We start from the raw sequence: 16244 nt of genomic DNA, 5'->3' as shown, positions 1-16244 counted from the left end.
ACCCGCACAGCCTTATCTTCCCGTCCAGCCAGCCCCACCAGGGACGGCCGGAATCTCCCTCAGATTTGGTCCTGTTGACGGACGGGAAAGCGCGCTGAATATTGGCGACGGGGCGGTCCGTCCGCATGAAGACAGGAATGACGATCGATGTCCTTTTTTTCGCGTTGGTTTAAGTTCAATTCCCAAGACATGGCGATCGACCTCGGCACTGCCAATACGGTGGTTTACGTCCGCGGCAAGGGCATCGTGCTCAACGAGCCTTCGGTCGTCGCGGTCGAGACGATCAACGGGGTCAAGCGCGTCAAGGCGGTCGGCGACGACGCCAAGCTGATGATGGGCAAGACCCCCGACAGCATCGAGGCGATCCGCCCGTTGCGCGACGGCGTCATCGCCGACATCGACGTCGCCGAACAGATGATCAAGCACTTCATAACCAAGGTGCATGGCGGCAAGCCCAATGCGTTCCGCAGCCCCGAAATCGTGATCTGCGTCCCCTCGGGCTCGACCAGCGTCGAACGCCGCGCGATCCGCGATGCCGCATCGAACGCCGGCGCGAGCGAAGTGTGGCTGATCGAAGAACCGATGGCCGCCGCGATCGGTGCCGACATGCCGGTGACCGAACCGATCGGTTCGATGGTCGTCGACATCGGCGGCGGCACCACCGAAGTCGCGGTGCTTTCGCTCCGCGGTCTCGCTTACACCACCTCGGTCCGCGCCGGCGGCGACAAGATGGACGAATCGATCGTCTCCTATGTCCGCCGCCACCATAATCTGCTCATCGGCGAAGCGACCGCCGAGCGGATCAAGAAGGATTTCGGCATCGCGCGGATTCCCGCGGATGGCGTCGGTCTGACCATCCACATCAAGGGCCGCGACCTCGTCAACGGGGTGCCCAAGGAAATCTCGATCAACCAGGCGCAGATCGCCGAAGCGCTGTCCGAACCGATCGGCACGATCGTCGAGGGCGTGCGCATCGCGCTCGAAAACACCGCGCCCGAACTCGCTGCCGACATCGTCGACCAAGGCATTGTCCTGACCGGCGGCGGCGCGCTGATCGCCGAGCTCGACGAACTGCTCAAGGACGCGACCGGCCTGCCGGTGACGGTGGCCGAGGATCCGCTGACCTGCGTCGCGATCGGCACCGGCCGCGCGATGGAAGACCCCGCCTTCCGCGGCGTGCTCCAGCAAGCCTGATAGGGTAAAGCTGCATCATGGTCCGCCCGGCACATCGACGTCCGGGGCAATCCCGCAAGGCCCAGACGAGCCTGTTCGTCGCCTATGTCATCGCGGTGACCGGGGCGGTGGCGGGCCTGTTGCTGGCAATCCTGTCGGTTGCCGATCCCGTGGGTTTCGCGGCGCTGCGCGTCGCGAGCCATGAGGTGACGGCGCCGGTCGCGCGCGGCAGCCGCTCGATCATCGGTTCGATCTCGGGCATCGACGACTGGGTGTCGGCCTATGTCGGCGCGGGGTCGCAGAACCGCCGCTTGCGCAAGGAACTCGCCGATACGCGGCGCCAGCTGGTCGCGACGAGCGCGCTACAGGAAGAAAATCGCCAGCTCAAGGCACTGCTCAAGCTGCAGGAAACCGACAAGGCCGCCTTTGCCAACGGCTATCTGCTCACCTCGACCTCGACAAGCAGCAAGCGCATCGCGCTGCTCAGCATCGGGCGCAACCTCGGCGTCGCGTCGGGGCAGCCGGTTCGCGGGGCCGATGGGCTGATCGGGCGGGTGCTGTCGAGCGGCCCCTCGGTTTCGCAGGTGCTGCTGCTCACCGACATCGACAATGTCGTGCCGATTCGTCGCGCTCGCGACGGGCTCCCCGCGCTCGCCAACGGCCGGGGCAACGGCGACCTCGATATCCGCACCCTCAACATCGCGAACAATCCGTTCAAACCCGGCGATATCCTCGTCACCTCGGGCACCGGAGGGTTGTATCCGCCTAATATTCCCGTCGCGATCGTCGTCCGGCGTACCGCTGACGGCGCTCTCGCTCGCCCGCTCGCAGACCCGGCCCAGGTCGACGCCGTATCCGTGCTGCGCGCCTACACCCCCGACAATATCGAGGCGCAGGCGGCCCCCGCCCCGGCGCCCGCGCCATGAACCGCACCGACACGCGCCGGCTGGGCGAGCCCGCCTCGCTGTGGCGGATGCGGATGGTGCCCGTGGCCAGCGTCATGATCGCCTCCGCGCTGCCGCTGATGCTGCCGATGGTCGCCAGTTCGCCGGTGCTGCCGCCGCTCGGGCTGCTGTTCTTCCTGTGCTGGCAATTGCTGCGCATCGAAATGTGGCCGGTGTGGATCGGCCTGCCGCTGGGCCTGTGGGACGATCTGTTCAGCGGCGCACCGATCGGCTCGGCGATCGCGCTGTGGACCTTTGCCAGCATCGCGATCCAGTATTTTTCGCAGCGTATCTATTGGCGCGGCTTCTTTCACGACTGGGCGATCGCCGCGCTGCTCGTCGCGATCATTCAGTCGCTCGCGGCGCTGATCGCGCATCCCGATGCGCACACCGGCAAGGTTCTCGGCCTCGTGGCCCCGCAGATCATCGTGTCGGCGCTGCTCGTCCCGCTGTTCATGCGGCTGACCGGCATGTTTGACAATTTCCGCCTGAAACGCCGATAGTTCCCACCCATGCCCCGGAAAAAAAGTCCACCGATCACCGAAGCCTGGAGGGGCATGACCTTCACGCGCCGCGCGTTGCTCGTCGGCGGTGGACAGATGGTCATCGGTGCCGCGCTCGCGGCGCGCATGGCCTATATATCGGTTGTCGAAAACGACCGCTATGTACTTGAATCCGAAAGCAACCGTGTCAATCTTACGCTAACCCCGCCGCGCCGCGGCTGGATCGTCGACCGGCATGGAAAGGCGCTCGCCAACAACCGCGTGTCCTTGCGCATCGACCTCATCCCCGACCGGCTGCACAACAAGGATATGGTGCTCGGCCAGCTTCGCACCCTGCTGCGGCTCGACGGCGATGCAATGGACCGGATCAACCGCGACCTCAAGGCGGCCTCGGGATTCCAGCCGGTGGCGGTCGCCGAGGATCTGTCCGAGGGGGATTATGCATCGATCCTCGTCCGCCTGCCCGAACTGTCCGGCGTCGCGCCGCAGCGCGGCTTTGCGCGCAACTATCCCACCGGCGCCGCAGTCGGCCATCTGATCGGCTATGTCGGCGCCCCGAATGCCGAGGAATATCAAAAGGACAAGGACCCGCTCTACATCACGCCGGGGTACAAGATCGGTAAGGACGGGCTCGAGAAATATTTCCAGCCGATGCTGAAGGGCACCCCGGGCGCGAAGCGCGTCGAGGTCACCGCGCGCGGCAAGGTCGTGCGCGACCTGACGACCACGTCGGACATCCAGGGCAAGACCGTCCACCTGACGATCGACGCCGACCTGCAGGAATATGTCGCGCGGCGGATGGGGCGCGAGTCGGGCGCTGCGATCGTTATCGACTGCCAAAACGGCGATATCCTCTCCTTCGTCTCGATGCCGAGCTTCGATCCGAACAGCTTTTCGGACGGGATCAGCAACAGCGAATATGCCTGGCTGCGTGCCGACGATCATCAGCCGTTGATCAACAAGGCGACGCGCGGCCTGTATCCGCCCGGGTCGACGCTGAAGCCGATGGCGGCGATCGCCGCGATCGAACATGGCGTCCACCCGAGCGAGCGTCACACCTGCATCGGCGGCTACCGCCTCGGCAACCGCTTCTTCCGCTGCCTCGGCACCCATGGCAGTCTCGACATGCCGTCGGCGATCATGAAAAGCTGCAACAGCTATTTCTACTGGCTCGCCGACCGGCTGGGCTATGACGCGATCGCGCCGACCGCGCGGCTGATGGGCCTCGGCGAGGAATTCCAGCTCGCGGGCAGCAGCCAGCGCTATGGCACGATCCCCGACAGCGCGTGGAAAATGAAGAAATACGACCAAAAGTGGTCGGCCTCGGACTCGCTGAACTCGGTTATCGGACAGGGCTATGTCAGCGTGAACCCGCTCCAGCTCGCCGTCATGGCATCGCGGATCGCGTCGGGGCGCCGGCTCTATCCGCGCCTGATCAACCGCGAATTCAAGAACGAGCCCCTGCCCTTTTCCCCCGAAGCGCTCGCCGTCGCCCGCCACGGCATGGACCTTGTCGTCAATGGCGCCGGAACCGCGGTGCGCAGCCGCCTGCCGCTCGACGGCATCACCATGGCCGGCAAGACCGGCACCGCGCAGGTGCGCGGACTGGGCACGGGGAACGGCAAAAGCGGGACATGGAAATTTCGCGACCACGGCCTGTTCATCGGCTTCGCGCCGGTCGTCAATCCACGTTACGCGACCGCCGTCGTGATCGAACATGGCATGGGCGGCGCGCGCGCCGCAGCGCCGATAGCGAAGGATTTCATGACCTTCCTGTTCGATCGCGAAAAGGCGATGGAGGCGCTCGACACCTTCGAGGCCGGCTGGGGCGGCACGATCAAGGAGCGGATGGACCGCGACTATGCGGCATGGAAATCGGGCGCATCGAGCGACCCCGAGCCCGGAGTTCCGCAATGATCCCGGTCCCGCCAGCCATACAGCGGATTCCGTGGAAGCTGATCGCGATACTGGCCGGCATCACCGGTTTCGGCCTGCTCGTCCTCTATTCGGCGGCGGGCGGCAACTGGTCGCCCTGGGCGTTGCAGCAGGGGGTGCGTTTTGTCGTCTTCCTGAGCGTCGCGCTCATCATCGGGCGCTTTCCGATCCGGATCTTCGAGGATTTCGCCTATATCGGCTATATCGGCGTGCTGGTGCTTCTGGTCGCGGTGGAATTGCTCGGCTTCGTCGGCGGGGGCAGCCAGCGCTGGCTCAACCTCGGATTCATGAACCTGCAGCCCTCGGAACTGATGAAGGTTGCGATCGTGCTGGCGCTCGCGCGTTTTTATGCCCAGCTGCCGCCGGGCAACACGCGCACCTGGACCGCGCTGTGGCCGGCGCTCGTCCTGATCGGCCTGCCGGCGGCGCTCGTGATGCTCCAGCCCGACCTCGGCACCGCGCTCGCCATCTGCGCCGGCGGCGTCATCGTGATGTTCGTCGGCGGCCTGCCCTTCTGGTGGTTCGGCAGCGCCGCCGCCGCGGGCGCCGCCGCCCTGCCCGTGCTCTTCTCGATGCTCCACGACTATCAGCAGAAACGCGTGCTGATCTTCCTCGATCCCGAAAGCGACCCGCTCGGCGCCGGCTATCATATCAGCCAGTCGAAGATCGCGATCGGGTCGGGCGGCATCGGCGGCAAGGGCTTCCTCAACGGCTCGCAAAGTCACCTCGACTATCTGCCCGAGGGGCATACCGATTTCATCTTCGCGACGATGGCCGAGGAATGGGGGCTGATCGGCGGGCTCGCGCTGCTGCTCGGCTTCTTCCTGCTGCTGCGCTGGTCGACCCGCGTCGCGCTCAAGGCGCGGACGCGCTTCGGGCAGCTGACCGCGACGGGCCTCACGATGACGATCTTCTTCTATATCGCGATCAACCTGGCGATGGTGATGGGGCTAGCGCCCGTCGTCGGCATTCCGCTGCCGCTCTTTTCCTATGGCGGCTCGTCGATGCTGACGATCATGACCTGCGTCGGCATCGTCCTGGCGATCGAGAATGACAGCAAAAAGCAGAGCAGCCGCCTCAGCTGACGAAAATTGTCGAGAAAAATGCGCAGGAGGCATTGCCATCCCCGCAAGGCCATGATAGCGGGCCGCTCGCTTCGCAGCAAAGGGTCCTTCCCAACGCTCCAAAGCGCGCCGGAAAACGGCAGTGGACGCATAGCTCAGTTGGTAGAGCAGCTGACTCTTAATCAGCGGGTCCTAGGTTCGAGCCCTAGTGCGTCCACCATTTATTTCAAAGACTTAGCGGCCAATCTTGAGCGATTTATCAACCGCTGCAGATGCCGTGTAAGCACCGGGTAAGCACGCAATGGGCGGCGCCCGTCCAATTTATCAAAACATTATCGGTGGCTTACGACAATTCTCGCGGACTAATTGCGGGCCGAAATGTCACGACGCGGTCAGCTTTTTGATGTGCCTTCCCCATCGCTTCATCGCTTGGCGCTTCTCCTCCTGATACGGGTAGCATTGGTAGACACCAACAATGCCGCTCTTCGTCCCGGAGAGATGATTGAGAACGGACTCGATGATTTCCGTCCTGATCTGCAAAGCTTGCATTCCCGTCGCGACGGTTCGGCGAATGTCGTGAATCCGCCAAGGCGCCAAAACGGCGTCCTCCTTCGCCGACCTCATTTTTCTAAAAATCATCGCGTCCCATTTCTCTTTAACTTTCGAGAATGCACTCAGGTGCGTCCCGTAGCTCGACAGGAACACCAAGCCATGTGACGGCCAATCTTTCCCACAGGCAACCGCATCGAGCAGCGCGATTGCCTGCTTGCTCAGCGGGATAAGATGAGGACGGCCATTCTTGGACCTTTCGGCCGGCAAGTCCCATCGACTGCCTTCACGTCGCAATTCCGACCAGTCCAACCCGATCACTTCGCCGCGCCGCTGTCCGGTCAAAATCATCAACCGGAATGCCGGACCATATTGCCCCGCAAGCTGGAAACTTGTTTTCCAAGCGCAGCGCAATTCTTCGGTCGAGAGGTAGCGATTACGGGGTTTCGGCGGCGGAGGGGCGTTCACTCCTTGAACCGGCGAATGCTTGAGATCGTCCCGGCTCATTGCCCATTTGAACATTTTACGCAGCGTCGCGTGCATCGCCCGCGCAACCGACGGCCGGTTTTCCAAGCGTCGATAGATTGCTGCAAGGTCTGACCGCCGAACGTCCGAAATTCGTTTGGTTCCGATAGTCGGCACCGCATGGCGGACCAGCATCGAGCGGATGCGCGTCCAGTCCTTCCAACGCCGCTTGAGATACTCTTCGGTGAAAAGTTCGACGTACCGATCAAATCGAAGCTCCACCTGCTTCCGGCGGCGTTCGCGCCGCTTTTCGACCGGATCCTTGCCCTTCGCGACCTGCTGCGCGAGGCAGAGCGCCTTGCTCCGCGCGCTTTGGGCTGTCCAAGGTGCTCGATGGCGGCCAATTGTAAAGCGCCGCGAGATCGAGCTCCTTCCCCCCAACCGATACTGATAGATGTAGGACGTTGCGCCGCCTTGCGTCACGCGGACGCCAAATCCAGGAAGCGCCTTATCCCAAAGAAAAGTGTTACCGCGCTGCGGGGCGAGATGATCGACTTCGATAGTTGTTACGCTTCCGACGGGCATGCCTCGTCCTCCTCTCCTCGGTCAGGGAAACTTCCCGGACCCGCAAGCAACGCATGGCCATCTCTGAATGTTGGCTTCTGGCCGTTGATCGCCCCTCTTGGTGTAAACGAGATACCCTACCACGGCCGTCCTGGCCGGTTGGAGACTGTCAGCTTTTGGAGATCAAATAGAGAGATCGGACGTTCTAAGACGCGCCAGAGCGCTAGCTATCTAGGATATCGAAATTTGATCGCTAGACTTCGATGCCTTCCGCCAAAGTCAACGTGTCTTCAACGTCGACGCCGAGGTATCGCACGGTATTTTCAATTTTGGTGTGACCGAGCAGAATTTGCACGGCACGTAGGTTGCCGGTTGCCTTGTAAATGATCGACGCCTTTGTCCTCCGCAAGGAATGCGTCCCATAATCTTCACTTCGCAGGCCAACCGCGGTGACCTATTCGTCGACGAGACTTGCATATTGGCGCGTGCTCATATGAGCGGAGTGGTCGACCCGGCTGGGGAACGCAAAATCCTCGATTGATCCACCGCGCCGCTCGAGCCATGCCAACAGGCTCTCGCGAGCATCCGACATGATTTCGAATTGAACTGGTCGATTGGTCTTCTGCTGGATCACCATCGCCCGGGTTCTCAGCTCACCGCAAGCCATAAGGTCGCCAATCTTTATCTTCACTGGATCGCAGCCTCTAAGTTTGCTGTCGATCGCAAGATCGAAAAGCGCCCTGTCTCGAAACCGATGCTCCCGATCTAAGTGAAAGCGAATTGCCCAAATCTGCCGTGGTTTTAGCGGCCGCTTTGCACCAACCTTTCAACCGGCATTCCACGCCGATCGTGGAGGCAAATAGTCGAATTGTTACCTACCCATTATCGTTCTCCTGTGGCCAAAATGGCCAAAAAGGGAAACGCTCGGGTCAAGCCGATTGGCCGGTTGCGGAAGGTCACCTTGCGGGCCGACAAATCGGAAAGCGGACATATTTCGAAGGAAGGATGTCTCTGCAGTCAAAATTTGCGATGAAAGCTGACCAGGTCGGCGTCCGGATCGCCATAACCGCATATTAGCCCGCGCAACATCTGGGCCGCCATCATCGAAAAGGTGATGCCGTTGCCGCCATATCCCATCGCGGCATAGCAGTTCGGCATGCCGGGAATTCGACCGATAGTTGGTGTCCCGACCGGGCTGTCGCCGAAACTTCCGGCCCAGCTATACGCGGGTGCCGCGTCCACTCCTGGCAACAGCGCAGCAAGCTTTTGCGACAGCGTCGCTGTCTTGTCGGGGAGCTTCGCATCGCGGAGAGCCGCGTCGCCGATTTCCTCATCCTCGCCGCCGCAGATGATTTCTCCGCGCGGGGTTGTTCGGATGTAGAGATAGGGATCGGCGGCTTCCCAGATCATCGCGCCGGTCGGCCAGATGGCGCGGGGTTGTGGGCGGGTCGCGATCGACCAGCTCGAGATGATCTTGTTTCCCTTGCGCGGAATTCCCTTCATCATCTCATAGCCAGTCGCCATGACGACATGGCGGGCGCGAATGCTTGGCCCGCGCGCCGAGACCAATGTTACACCTTCGCCCGTCGGCGCGATGTCGCAGATATCGACGGGCGAGTAGAGCCGGGCGCCCCGCGCCAGCGCAACGTTGAGATAGCCTGCGGTGAGGCGGCGCGGATCGGCGGAATAATTGCCGAAGCCGATCAGCGCGTGGCGTCCCTTGATCCCATATCGCTCCTGCACCGCAGCGGGCTTGAGCAGTTCGACTTCGAAGCCAGCGCGCCGGCGCGCGTCGGCTTCGCGCGCAAGCCCGCCAGCGCCGAGGACATTGCCGTCGAGATAGATCGAACCGCGCGTCGCGCCATCGACGGCCAGGCCCAGTCGTTCGGTTCGTTCGCGTAGCGCGTCGACCGACTGGCGGGATCGCCGCCATATGCGTTCGGCCTTTTCGCGACCGATCCGCTCGGCCATCAAGGTCAGCGGCGTATCGAGTTCATATTGCAGCATCGCGGTCGACGCGGCGGTCGATCCCTCTGCCGGTCCCCGGCGATCGACGATAACGATCTTGAGTCCCGCGTCCGACAACGCCTCAGCGATCAGCGCGCCCGACACGCCGGCCCCCACGACGACCGCATCGCACGCAATGTCGTGCGTCAGCGGCTGCGCAGCGATCGCGGGACGACGCCGTGCCGACCAGATCGACTGGCCGGTCCGGAGATCGCGATGATGGGTCGCCGATGCGCGGCTCATCAGGACAGACGATCAGGCAAGATCGCGCACCTCGGCTTCGCGTGCCCAATGACGCCGGGTGCCAACGCTTTCGAACTTGTCGATCGCAACGACGCCGCCGTCCTTTTCGACCCCCGCCTTGTCGAGGAGCAACTGCGTCGCTTCGTCATGCGCGATCGTCTTGCAATGCCCATAGGCATCCATGAACCACTGAACCGCGGCGCCCTGCCTCGACAGCGCCTTAGCCTGTTCGTCGGTCAGGATCGACGCAACGGCGTCGAACAATACCGAGGGCGAGCCCGCAAGCTGGCCGTCGGCCTTGAGCGTACCGCCCTTGACCTTGATCCCGCCGACCTTGGGCGCGACGAGGAAGGCGGTGCCACCAGCGCCCTCGATGTCGCCCTTCAGCTTGTCAATCGCCGCCTTGTCCGATCCTTCGGCGAACAGGATTGCCACTTTGCGGCCCTCTATCGTGTCGTCGGCATTCTTCTGGATCGACAGCGCGTCGGAGGTCTTGAGATCGATTGGCGCACGCGCGGCCTTTTCTTTCGCCGGCAGGTCGATCGCGAGCCCCGCGGCGACGCGCTTGGCTAGGTCCTCGTCAATATTGCGAAGCTGGCCGACGACGCGCGCGCGAACATGATCGAGCGCAACCTTCGACAGCTCGAACACCAGCGCGGAAGCGATATGCGCCTGCTCATTCTCCGTTTGCGACAAGTAAAACAGCCGCGCCTGGCTGAAATGATCGGCGAAGAGTTCGGCGCGGACGCGCAGCTTCTGCGCCGGATCGTTCCGCTCGTCATTGTCGGCAAAGGTCTTGAAGCCCGTTTCGGCGCTCGCGCGCGGACCGCCATTCTCGCCGGCTTCGGCAAGGCTGTTGGGTTCGTAATTGGCGCGCCCCGTTGGCACGAGCGTCTGCATCATCCCGTCGCGCTGGAAATTGTGGAACGGACACTTCGGCGCATTGATCGGGATCTGGTGGAAATTGGTCGTCCCCAGCCGCGACTTCTGCGTATCGAGATAGGAAAAAAGCCGGCCCTGCAGCAGCGGATCGTTGCTGAAATCGATGCCCGGAATGATGTTCGACGGCAGGAAGGCGACCTGTTCGGTCTCGGCGAAGAAATTGTCGACGTTTCGGTTGAGCGTCATGCGGCCGACGATCTCGACCGGGACATCCTCTTCGGGGATCAGCTTGGTCGCGTCGAGCACGTCATAAGGCTGCTTCTTAGCGAAGACTTCGTCGAACACCTGCACGCCGAGGTCCCACGCCGGGAAATCGCCCGAATCTATCGCCTCGAACAGGTCGCGGCGGTGGAAATCGGGATCGGCACCCGCGATCTTGACCGCCTCGTCCCATGTCGTCGACTGGATGCCGAGCACGGGTTTCCAGTGAAATTTGACGAACTTGCCCTCGCCCCTTTCGTTGACGAAGCGAAAGGTGTGGACGCCGAACCCCTCGATCATGCGCAGGCTGCGCGGGATCGTACGGTCGGACATCGCCCACATGATCATGTGCATCGCCTCGGGCATCAGCCCGATGAAGTCCCAGAAGGTGTCGTGGGCGCTCGCCGCCTGCGGATAGCCGCGGTCGGCCTCCATCTTCACGCTGTGGACGAGGTCGGGGAATTTCATCGCGTCCTGGATGAAGAAGACGGGGATATTGTTGCCGACGAGGTCCCAATTGCCGCTGTCGGTGTAGAGCTTCACCGCGAAGCCGCGCACGTCGCGCGGGGTGTCGACCGAGCCCGCGCCGCCCGCGACGGTCGAGAAGCGGACGAAGACCGGGCAGGTCGCGCCCTCCTTCTGCAGGATCGAGGCCTTGGTCAGCCCAGGGATCGCCTTCGTGCACTCGAACACGCCATGCGCGCCCGAACCGCGGGCGTGGACGATGCGCTCAGGGATGCGCTCGTGGTCGAAGTGGAAGATTTTCTCGCGGAGGACGAAATCCTCGAGCAGCGTCGGCCCGCGCTCGCCAGCGCGGAGCGAATTCTGGTTGTCCGAAATGCGATGGCCGAAATTGTCGGTGAGATAGCCGGCCGGATCGGCGACCTCGGTTCCGACGTCCTGGTGCAGTTCGTCGCCATTGCCCCGGCTGTCGGTCGGCTTGATCCGGCGCTCTCCCGGCTGATGGTCGCGAAGGGCGTGGTCGGTCGCGGGGGACGGCGCGGGCTTCTTGGCCATGATCGGTTCCTTGGGTTTTGAGGGGATTGTATCTTCAACCCCCCGCTGGCCCTTAGGTTTCGCGCGCGCCCGCATTCTGTCTTATTTCTGGTCCACCATCACATGTCCGTCCTGTTCGCGGAGCCAGTTGTGGAGACGCGTCGCCGCCATCGCGCCCTGCCCGGTCGCGACGCTGATCTGGTCGAGGCCTTCAAGGACGTCGCCCGCCGCATAAACGCCGGGAAGCAGTCCGTCCGAAAAAGCGCTGAACGGAATACAGCCATTGGGATCGGCCAGCGGCCCCAGCATGGCGGCAAGCTCGCTGCGCGGGGTCGATCCGAACGCCGGGTAGAGCGTGTCGAACCGGCGCGGCAGGGCTTCGCCCTCGATCGCAACGAACATCGCTTCCTCGGTTGCTTCAAGGCGAAGAACCCGGCCTTCGAGAACCTCGACGCCGCTCGCCGCTAGTTCGCCGCGCTGTGCATCGGTCAGCGCAACCCGCCATTTCGGGATGAGCGTAACGTCGCGCGAATATTGCCGCAGGAACATCGCCTCGGCGGCACCGTGGAGGTCGGAACCGAGGACCGCGATCCGCTCGTCGCTATGCTCGAAGCCGTCGCAGATCGGGCAATAGCGGAGCACACCGTTTCGAACCGCTGCCTGATGATCGCCGCTGTCCAGCTTCGCTAGATTGGTATCGACCCCGGTTGCGAGGATCAGCCCGCGCGCCTCGACAACCGCGCCGCTATCGAGGCGAGCGCGAAACAGCGCGCGGTCTTCGTCCCGAGCGATCTCGACAACGCGGTCCTCGACGATCTCGGCGCCGTAGCGCGCCGCATGGTCGCTCATGCGCGCGATGAGGTCGGCCCCGACGATCCCATCCGGAAATCCGGGGATATTGCGCGAACGCGGAACCCAAAGCGCGCGCGAACGTACGTCATGGACGATGCGCACCTTTCTTCGGTAGCGCGCGAGATACATGCCGGCGGTCAGTCCGGCAGGCCCTGCGCCGACGATCAATATATCGATCGGCGACCTTTGGCCGGCCGAAAGCGACGTCATCATGTGGCCCGCGCCGAATAATCCATGGCCGCGAGGATTTCCGTAATCGCAACGAACGCAAAACAGACCGAGCTGTCGGCCACGCCATAGGGCAGGAAAATATCGTCACCGACCCGGATCGCGCCGCAGGTGTAGACGACATTGGGGACATAGCCTTCGCGGTCCTCGTCGGCGGCAGACAGGATCGGATTGGGCGTCCGGCCAATCACCTTCGACGGATCGGCCTTGTCGAGCAGCACCGCGCCGATCGCATATTTGCGCATCGCGCCGACGCCGTGGGTCAGCACCAGCCAGCCCTCGTCGAGCTCGATCGGCGCACCGCAATTGCCGATCTGGATCAGTTCCCAAGGGAAGCGCGGTTCGAGCAACAACTCGCCGCCGTCCCATTCATCGACCTTGTCGGAGCGCAGCAGATAAAGATTCTTGCCGTCCTGCCGGCCAATCATCAAAAACTGCCCGTCGATCTTGCGGGGGAACAGAGCCATGCCCTTGTTCCGCCCCGCGGAGCCCTTGATCGGAGTCAGCGTGAAATCCTTGAAGTCGCGTGTCCGTAGCAGCTCCGACTGGATATCGCGGCCGCTATAAGCCGTGTAGGTCCCGATCCACTCGCGCTTGCCGCTGTCGCGCTCGAACTCGAGTAGCCTCAGATCCTCGAGCCCGTTGCGCTGCGCCTCGGTGATCGGGAAAATCACCGTCCCGGACAGGGTGCTGTCCTTCTGGCGATAGAGCGAGACGACATCGTCCGGCTTGTCCTCGCGGTGCGGGCCGAGCATCGCCGCGGTGGCGAAGCCCGGTTGCGGCAGCAAGGTCAGCTCGCGATCGTGGGTGATGATGCCTTCGCGAAAGGCGATCGTCGAAATATGCCCCTCGCCGACCGCGCGTAGCGAGAGCAGGATGCGGATGCCGCCTTCCTGCAAGCCGCTTTGATCGGGATGACGTACAACGCTGGGGTTCATCAGCGCCGCCGCGGCATAGCTATATTCGTGGCAGAAATAGGCGCCAATGAGCAGCCGGGTTTCGCGTTTGAGCGCCAGGCCTTCGAGCCCGAGCTTGGGTTCGATCTCATCGAAACGATCCTCGAACACTTTCTCGATCTGCCAGTGCCGATCGGCGAAATCGCGCAGCACCACGCCGAGTTCGGCCCGCACCGTCCGCGGATTGAGCGCGACGATCTCGCGCGCCAGCCGCTGCACGCGCTCGAGATCGGGGCCCGACGCCTGCCAGGCCAGGTGGAAGGGCCGCACGACGACGCGTGTCGGGTCGGCGTGCAGCCGCAATTCATGCTGGACCAAGTGCAAATGATTGTCCTTTCAGCCGACCTTCCGGATGAAATCCCGAATGGCATAGGTCGCATGCTGATAGGCGAGAACAGACTCCGCGCCCTCATTCAGATTGAGCCCGCGCGGATTTATGCCGTCCTTGCTGGTCCCGGTCAGCGGATCGCCGACGATTACGCCGCGATCATTGGCTCCGGTAAACCACTCGTACGCGCGCCGTGCATGCGCCAGCCAGATGTCGTCGCCAGTCACATCATAGGCGGCCGATGCCGCATCGATCGCGGCCCACACCTCTAGCGGCTGCTGGTCGAATGGCCGCGGCAACTCATAGGCACCGCCAAAGCTGTCCGACCCGACGGGGCGATAGTGACCATAAGGCGAAATCTGCGCATCGTTGATCCACCGCAGCGTATCCACTCCGCACGCGATGACGTCCGCGCGCTCCAATCGCACGCCCGCGCGCAACATGGCCTCGGACAGGCGGCCATTGTCATAGGCGAGCACCGGCTCGAACCATCGCCAGTCCGGTCGCGCCGCGCTTTCGTACAGCGCGATCAGCCGGTCGGCGCCGTTGCGCAATATGCGGTCCGCCAGATCATGCTCGGGTCGCGCCGCGAGCACGAAATCGGCGCCGAGCATCGCAAAGGCAATCGCGCGCGGCGACTGGAACTCCAGCGCGGATGCCGCAGTGCGCTCGAACAGTTCATGCGCCCATTGCCGCAGGCCGGGATCGCGTGCGTCGCAAGCCGTCGCGCCGAGCGCCCAAAGCGTTCGCCCGCAGCTGTCCTCGGACCCCACATCCTCAAGCCAGTTGCGTGCGAAGCCCATGAAGTTGCGAAACTCGCCGCGATCGGGGTTCCAGGCATGCTGCACGAATGCGGCAAAGACCGAAGTCAACTGCCCGCACCTGCCGAGCGCGTCTTCGTCGAGACGGTGCATCAGCATCAGCGCCCGCGCATTGTCGTCGACGCAATAGCCGTGCGCGCGATCGGGGATCATGTGAACGCTATGCTGGAGGATGCCGGTATCGTCGCAAATGCGCAAGAACCCGTCGATGCCGATATGCTCGGCTATGGGCGCGGCTTTCGGCACGACGCGGCTTTCCGCGATCAGCGCGCAGGTCCGCTCGGCGAACACCGGCCAGATCATGTCGCGACTGCGATCATAGGCGCGACGCTGCAGCGTGAGCAGCCGGTCGGCATCGCCCAGCAGATAGCTGATCTCGTTCGCGATCGCTTCGCTGTCGTTGAAGGGGACGAGCACGCCATGATCGCCGGCGAGCAACTCGACCGCATGCACATAGGGTGTGGAGATCACGGCCTTGCCCAGCGCCATCGCATAGGAGAGCGTGCCCGACGTCGACTGTTGCGCACCTGTATAAGGCGTCACATAGATGTCCGCTGCCTCGATAAGATCGAGCAGATCGTCGGTATCCATGAACGCATCGATCCAGCGGACATGCACATCGACCCCGAGCGAAACCGCGAGCGCCTGGAGCCGGTCGCGATAGGCCTCGCCCTCATGTGCGAGCAGATTGGGATGCGTGGCTCCCGCGATGCAGTAGAGGAAGTCGGGGTGATCCTCGACGATCGTGGGCAATGCCTCGATGACCGCCTCGATCCCCTTGCCTGGCGACAGGAGGCCGAAGGTCAGCGCGACCTGCTTGCCCGCAAAGCCGAACTGCGGCTTGAACTGCGACGCACGCCCGAACGGGCGGTCGGGGACGCCATGCGCGATCAGCGCGATCTGATCTTCATCGGCATTGTAGACGCTGCGTAGCAGGTCGCGCGAGCGTTCGGACATGACGACGAGCTTGGTCGCGCGCGCGATCAACCGCTCCATGACGCGGCGCTGGTCGGCGTCGGGTTCGGCGAGCACCGTGTGAAGCGTGACGATCAGCGGCGCCGAAACCCGGTCCACCAGTTCGAACACCATATCCCCTGCCAGCCCGCCGAAGAGGCCGAATTCGTGCTGCAGCCAGACGATGTCGGCGCAGCTCGCCTCGATCTGTTTTGCCGCATCGATAAAGCTGTCGGCATCACCCTCTGTGATCGCAGCACGAACCACCGGATCGAATATGGTCGGGACCGCTCCGGGTGCCATCGCGTAGACATCGACAGCGATCTCCGGCGCGGCCGCCTGCAGCGAGGAGTAGATGTCGGCGGTGAAGGTCGCGATGCCACAGCGCCGCGGAAGGAAACCGCCGATCAGTGCGAGCCGAAGGGTCGACGCGACGGCGGGACGGAGCGATTGACAAGCCTCAAGGCCTTCGTCGAACGACGTGCGATCGGGGGCTTCGTACACAGGTTTTACCTTCCA

11 protein-coding genes, 1 tRNA gene and 1 pseudogene are annotated in these 16244 nt (G+C 63.2%); 6 read left to right on the top strand and 7 right to left on the bottom strand.

All coding sequences use genetic code 11. The features are described from left to right. The first annotated feature begins 147 nt into the window (after positions 1 to 147). The 6 genes from AC07U1_RS13420 (at position 148) to AC07U1_RS13395 (ending at position 5839) form a co-directional block, all read left to right on the top strand. Entirely contained in the window at positions 148 to 1194 is a 1047-nt protein-coding gene (locus AC07U1_RS13420) for a rod shape-determining protein (protein WP_056347999.1), read from the top strand. A gap of 17 nt (positions 1195 to 1211) precedes the next feature. Next, positions 1212 to 2099, top strand: coding sequence for a rod shape-determining protein MreC (gene mreC / locus AC07U1_RS13415; RefSeq protein ID WP_187142213.1), 888 nt, complete (start codon positions 1212 to 1214; stop codon positions 2097 to 2099). Then, positions 2096 to 2620 (top strand): rod shape-determining protein MreD, encoded by a 525-nt coding sequence (locus tag AC07U1_RS13410; protein WP_187142214.1) that lies wholly within the window; start codon positions 2096 to 2098, stop codon positions 2618 to 2620. Before mreC ends, AC07U1_RS13410 begins: the two co-directional genes overlap by 4 nt. 54 nt (positions 2621 to 2674) lie before the next feature. Beyond that, positions 2675 to 4537, top strand: a complete 1863-nt coding sequence (gene mrdA, locus AC07U1_RS13405; protein WP_495176154.1) for a penicillin-binding protein 2 — start codon at positions 2675 to 2677, stop codon at positions 4535 to 4537. Beyond that, positions 4534 to 5640: a rod shape-determining protein RodA gene (gene rodA / locus AC07U1_RS13400; protein WP_056348005.1), complete on the top strand. Its 1107-nt coding sequence runs from the start codon at positions 4534 to 4536 to the stop codon at positions 5638 to 5640. The genes mrdA and rodA overlap by 4 nt, the downstream gene beginning before the upstream one ends. A 123-nt stretch (positions 5641 to 5763) precedes the next feature. After that, positions 5764 to 5839 (top strand) — tRNA-Lys (locus AC07U1_RS13395). A 161-nt stretch (positions 5840 to 6000) separates the two neighbouring features. Here AC07U1_RS13395 and AC07U1_RS13390 read toward each other — a convergent pair. The 7 genes and pseudogenes from AC07U1_RS13390 to AC07U1_RS13360 all read right to left on the bottom strand — a co-directional run bounded on the left by AC07U1_RS13390 (position 6001) and on the right by AC07U1_RS13360 (position 16229). Then, entirely contained in the window at positions 6001 to 7218 is a 1218-nt protein-coding gene (locus tag AC07U1_RS13390; RefSeq protein WP_495176155.1) for a tyrosine-type recombinase/integrase, read from the bottom strand. Between the two features lie 232 nt (positions 7219 to 7450). Further along, positions 7451 to 8056: pseudogene (locus AC07U1_RS13385) on the bottom strand (tyrosine-type recombinase/integrase). Between the two features lie 158 nt (positions 8057 to 8214). After that, positions 8215 to 9447 carry an NAD(P)/FAD-dependent oxidoreductase gene (locus tag AC07U1_RS13380; RefSeq protein WP_495176156.1) on the bottom strand — a complete coding sequence of 411 codons (1233 nt, stop codon included), beginning with the start codon at positions 9445 to 9447 and terminating at the stop codon, positions 8215 to 8217. A gap of 12 nt (positions 9448 to 9459) precedes the next feature. After that, a complete protein-coding gene (locus tag AC07U1_RS13375) occupies positions 9460 to 11607 on the bottom strand; it encodes a catalase (RefSeq protein ID WP_495176157.1) in 2148 nt (715 codons plus the stop codon). An 81-nt stretch (positions 11608 to 11688) separates the two neighbouring features. Then, positions 11689 to 12651 carry an NAD(P)/FAD-dependent oxidoreductase gene (locus AC07U1_RS13370; protein WP_495176158.1) on the bottom strand — a complete coding sequence of 321 codons (963 nt, stop codon included), beginning with the start codon at positions 12649 to 12651 and terminating at the stop codon, positions 11689 to 11691. Beyond that, complete coding sequence (locus AC07U1_RS13365) at positions 12648 to 13946, bottom strand: glycoside hydrolase family 130 protein (RefSeq protein ID WP_495176159.1); 1299 nt, start codon at positions 13944 to 13946, stop codon at positions 12648 to 12650. The genes AC07U1_RS13370 and AC07U1_RS13365 overlap by 4 nt, the downstream gene beginning before the upstream one ends. Before the next feature lie 12 nt (positions 13947 to 13958). Then, the gene (locus AC07U1_RS13360) at positions 13959 to 16229 is read right to left on the bottom strand and encodes a glycosyltransferase family 4 protein (protein ID WP_495176160.1); all 2271 of its coding nucleotides are present in this window, start codon (positions 16227 to 16229) and stop codon (positions 13959 to 13961) included. Positions 16230 to 16244: the final 15 nt, after the last annotated feature.

It is taken from the genome of Sphingopyxis sp. GW821-FHT02C12 (assembly GCF_059421785.1).
This window is presented reverse-complemented; position numbering and strand designations above follow the sequence as displayed.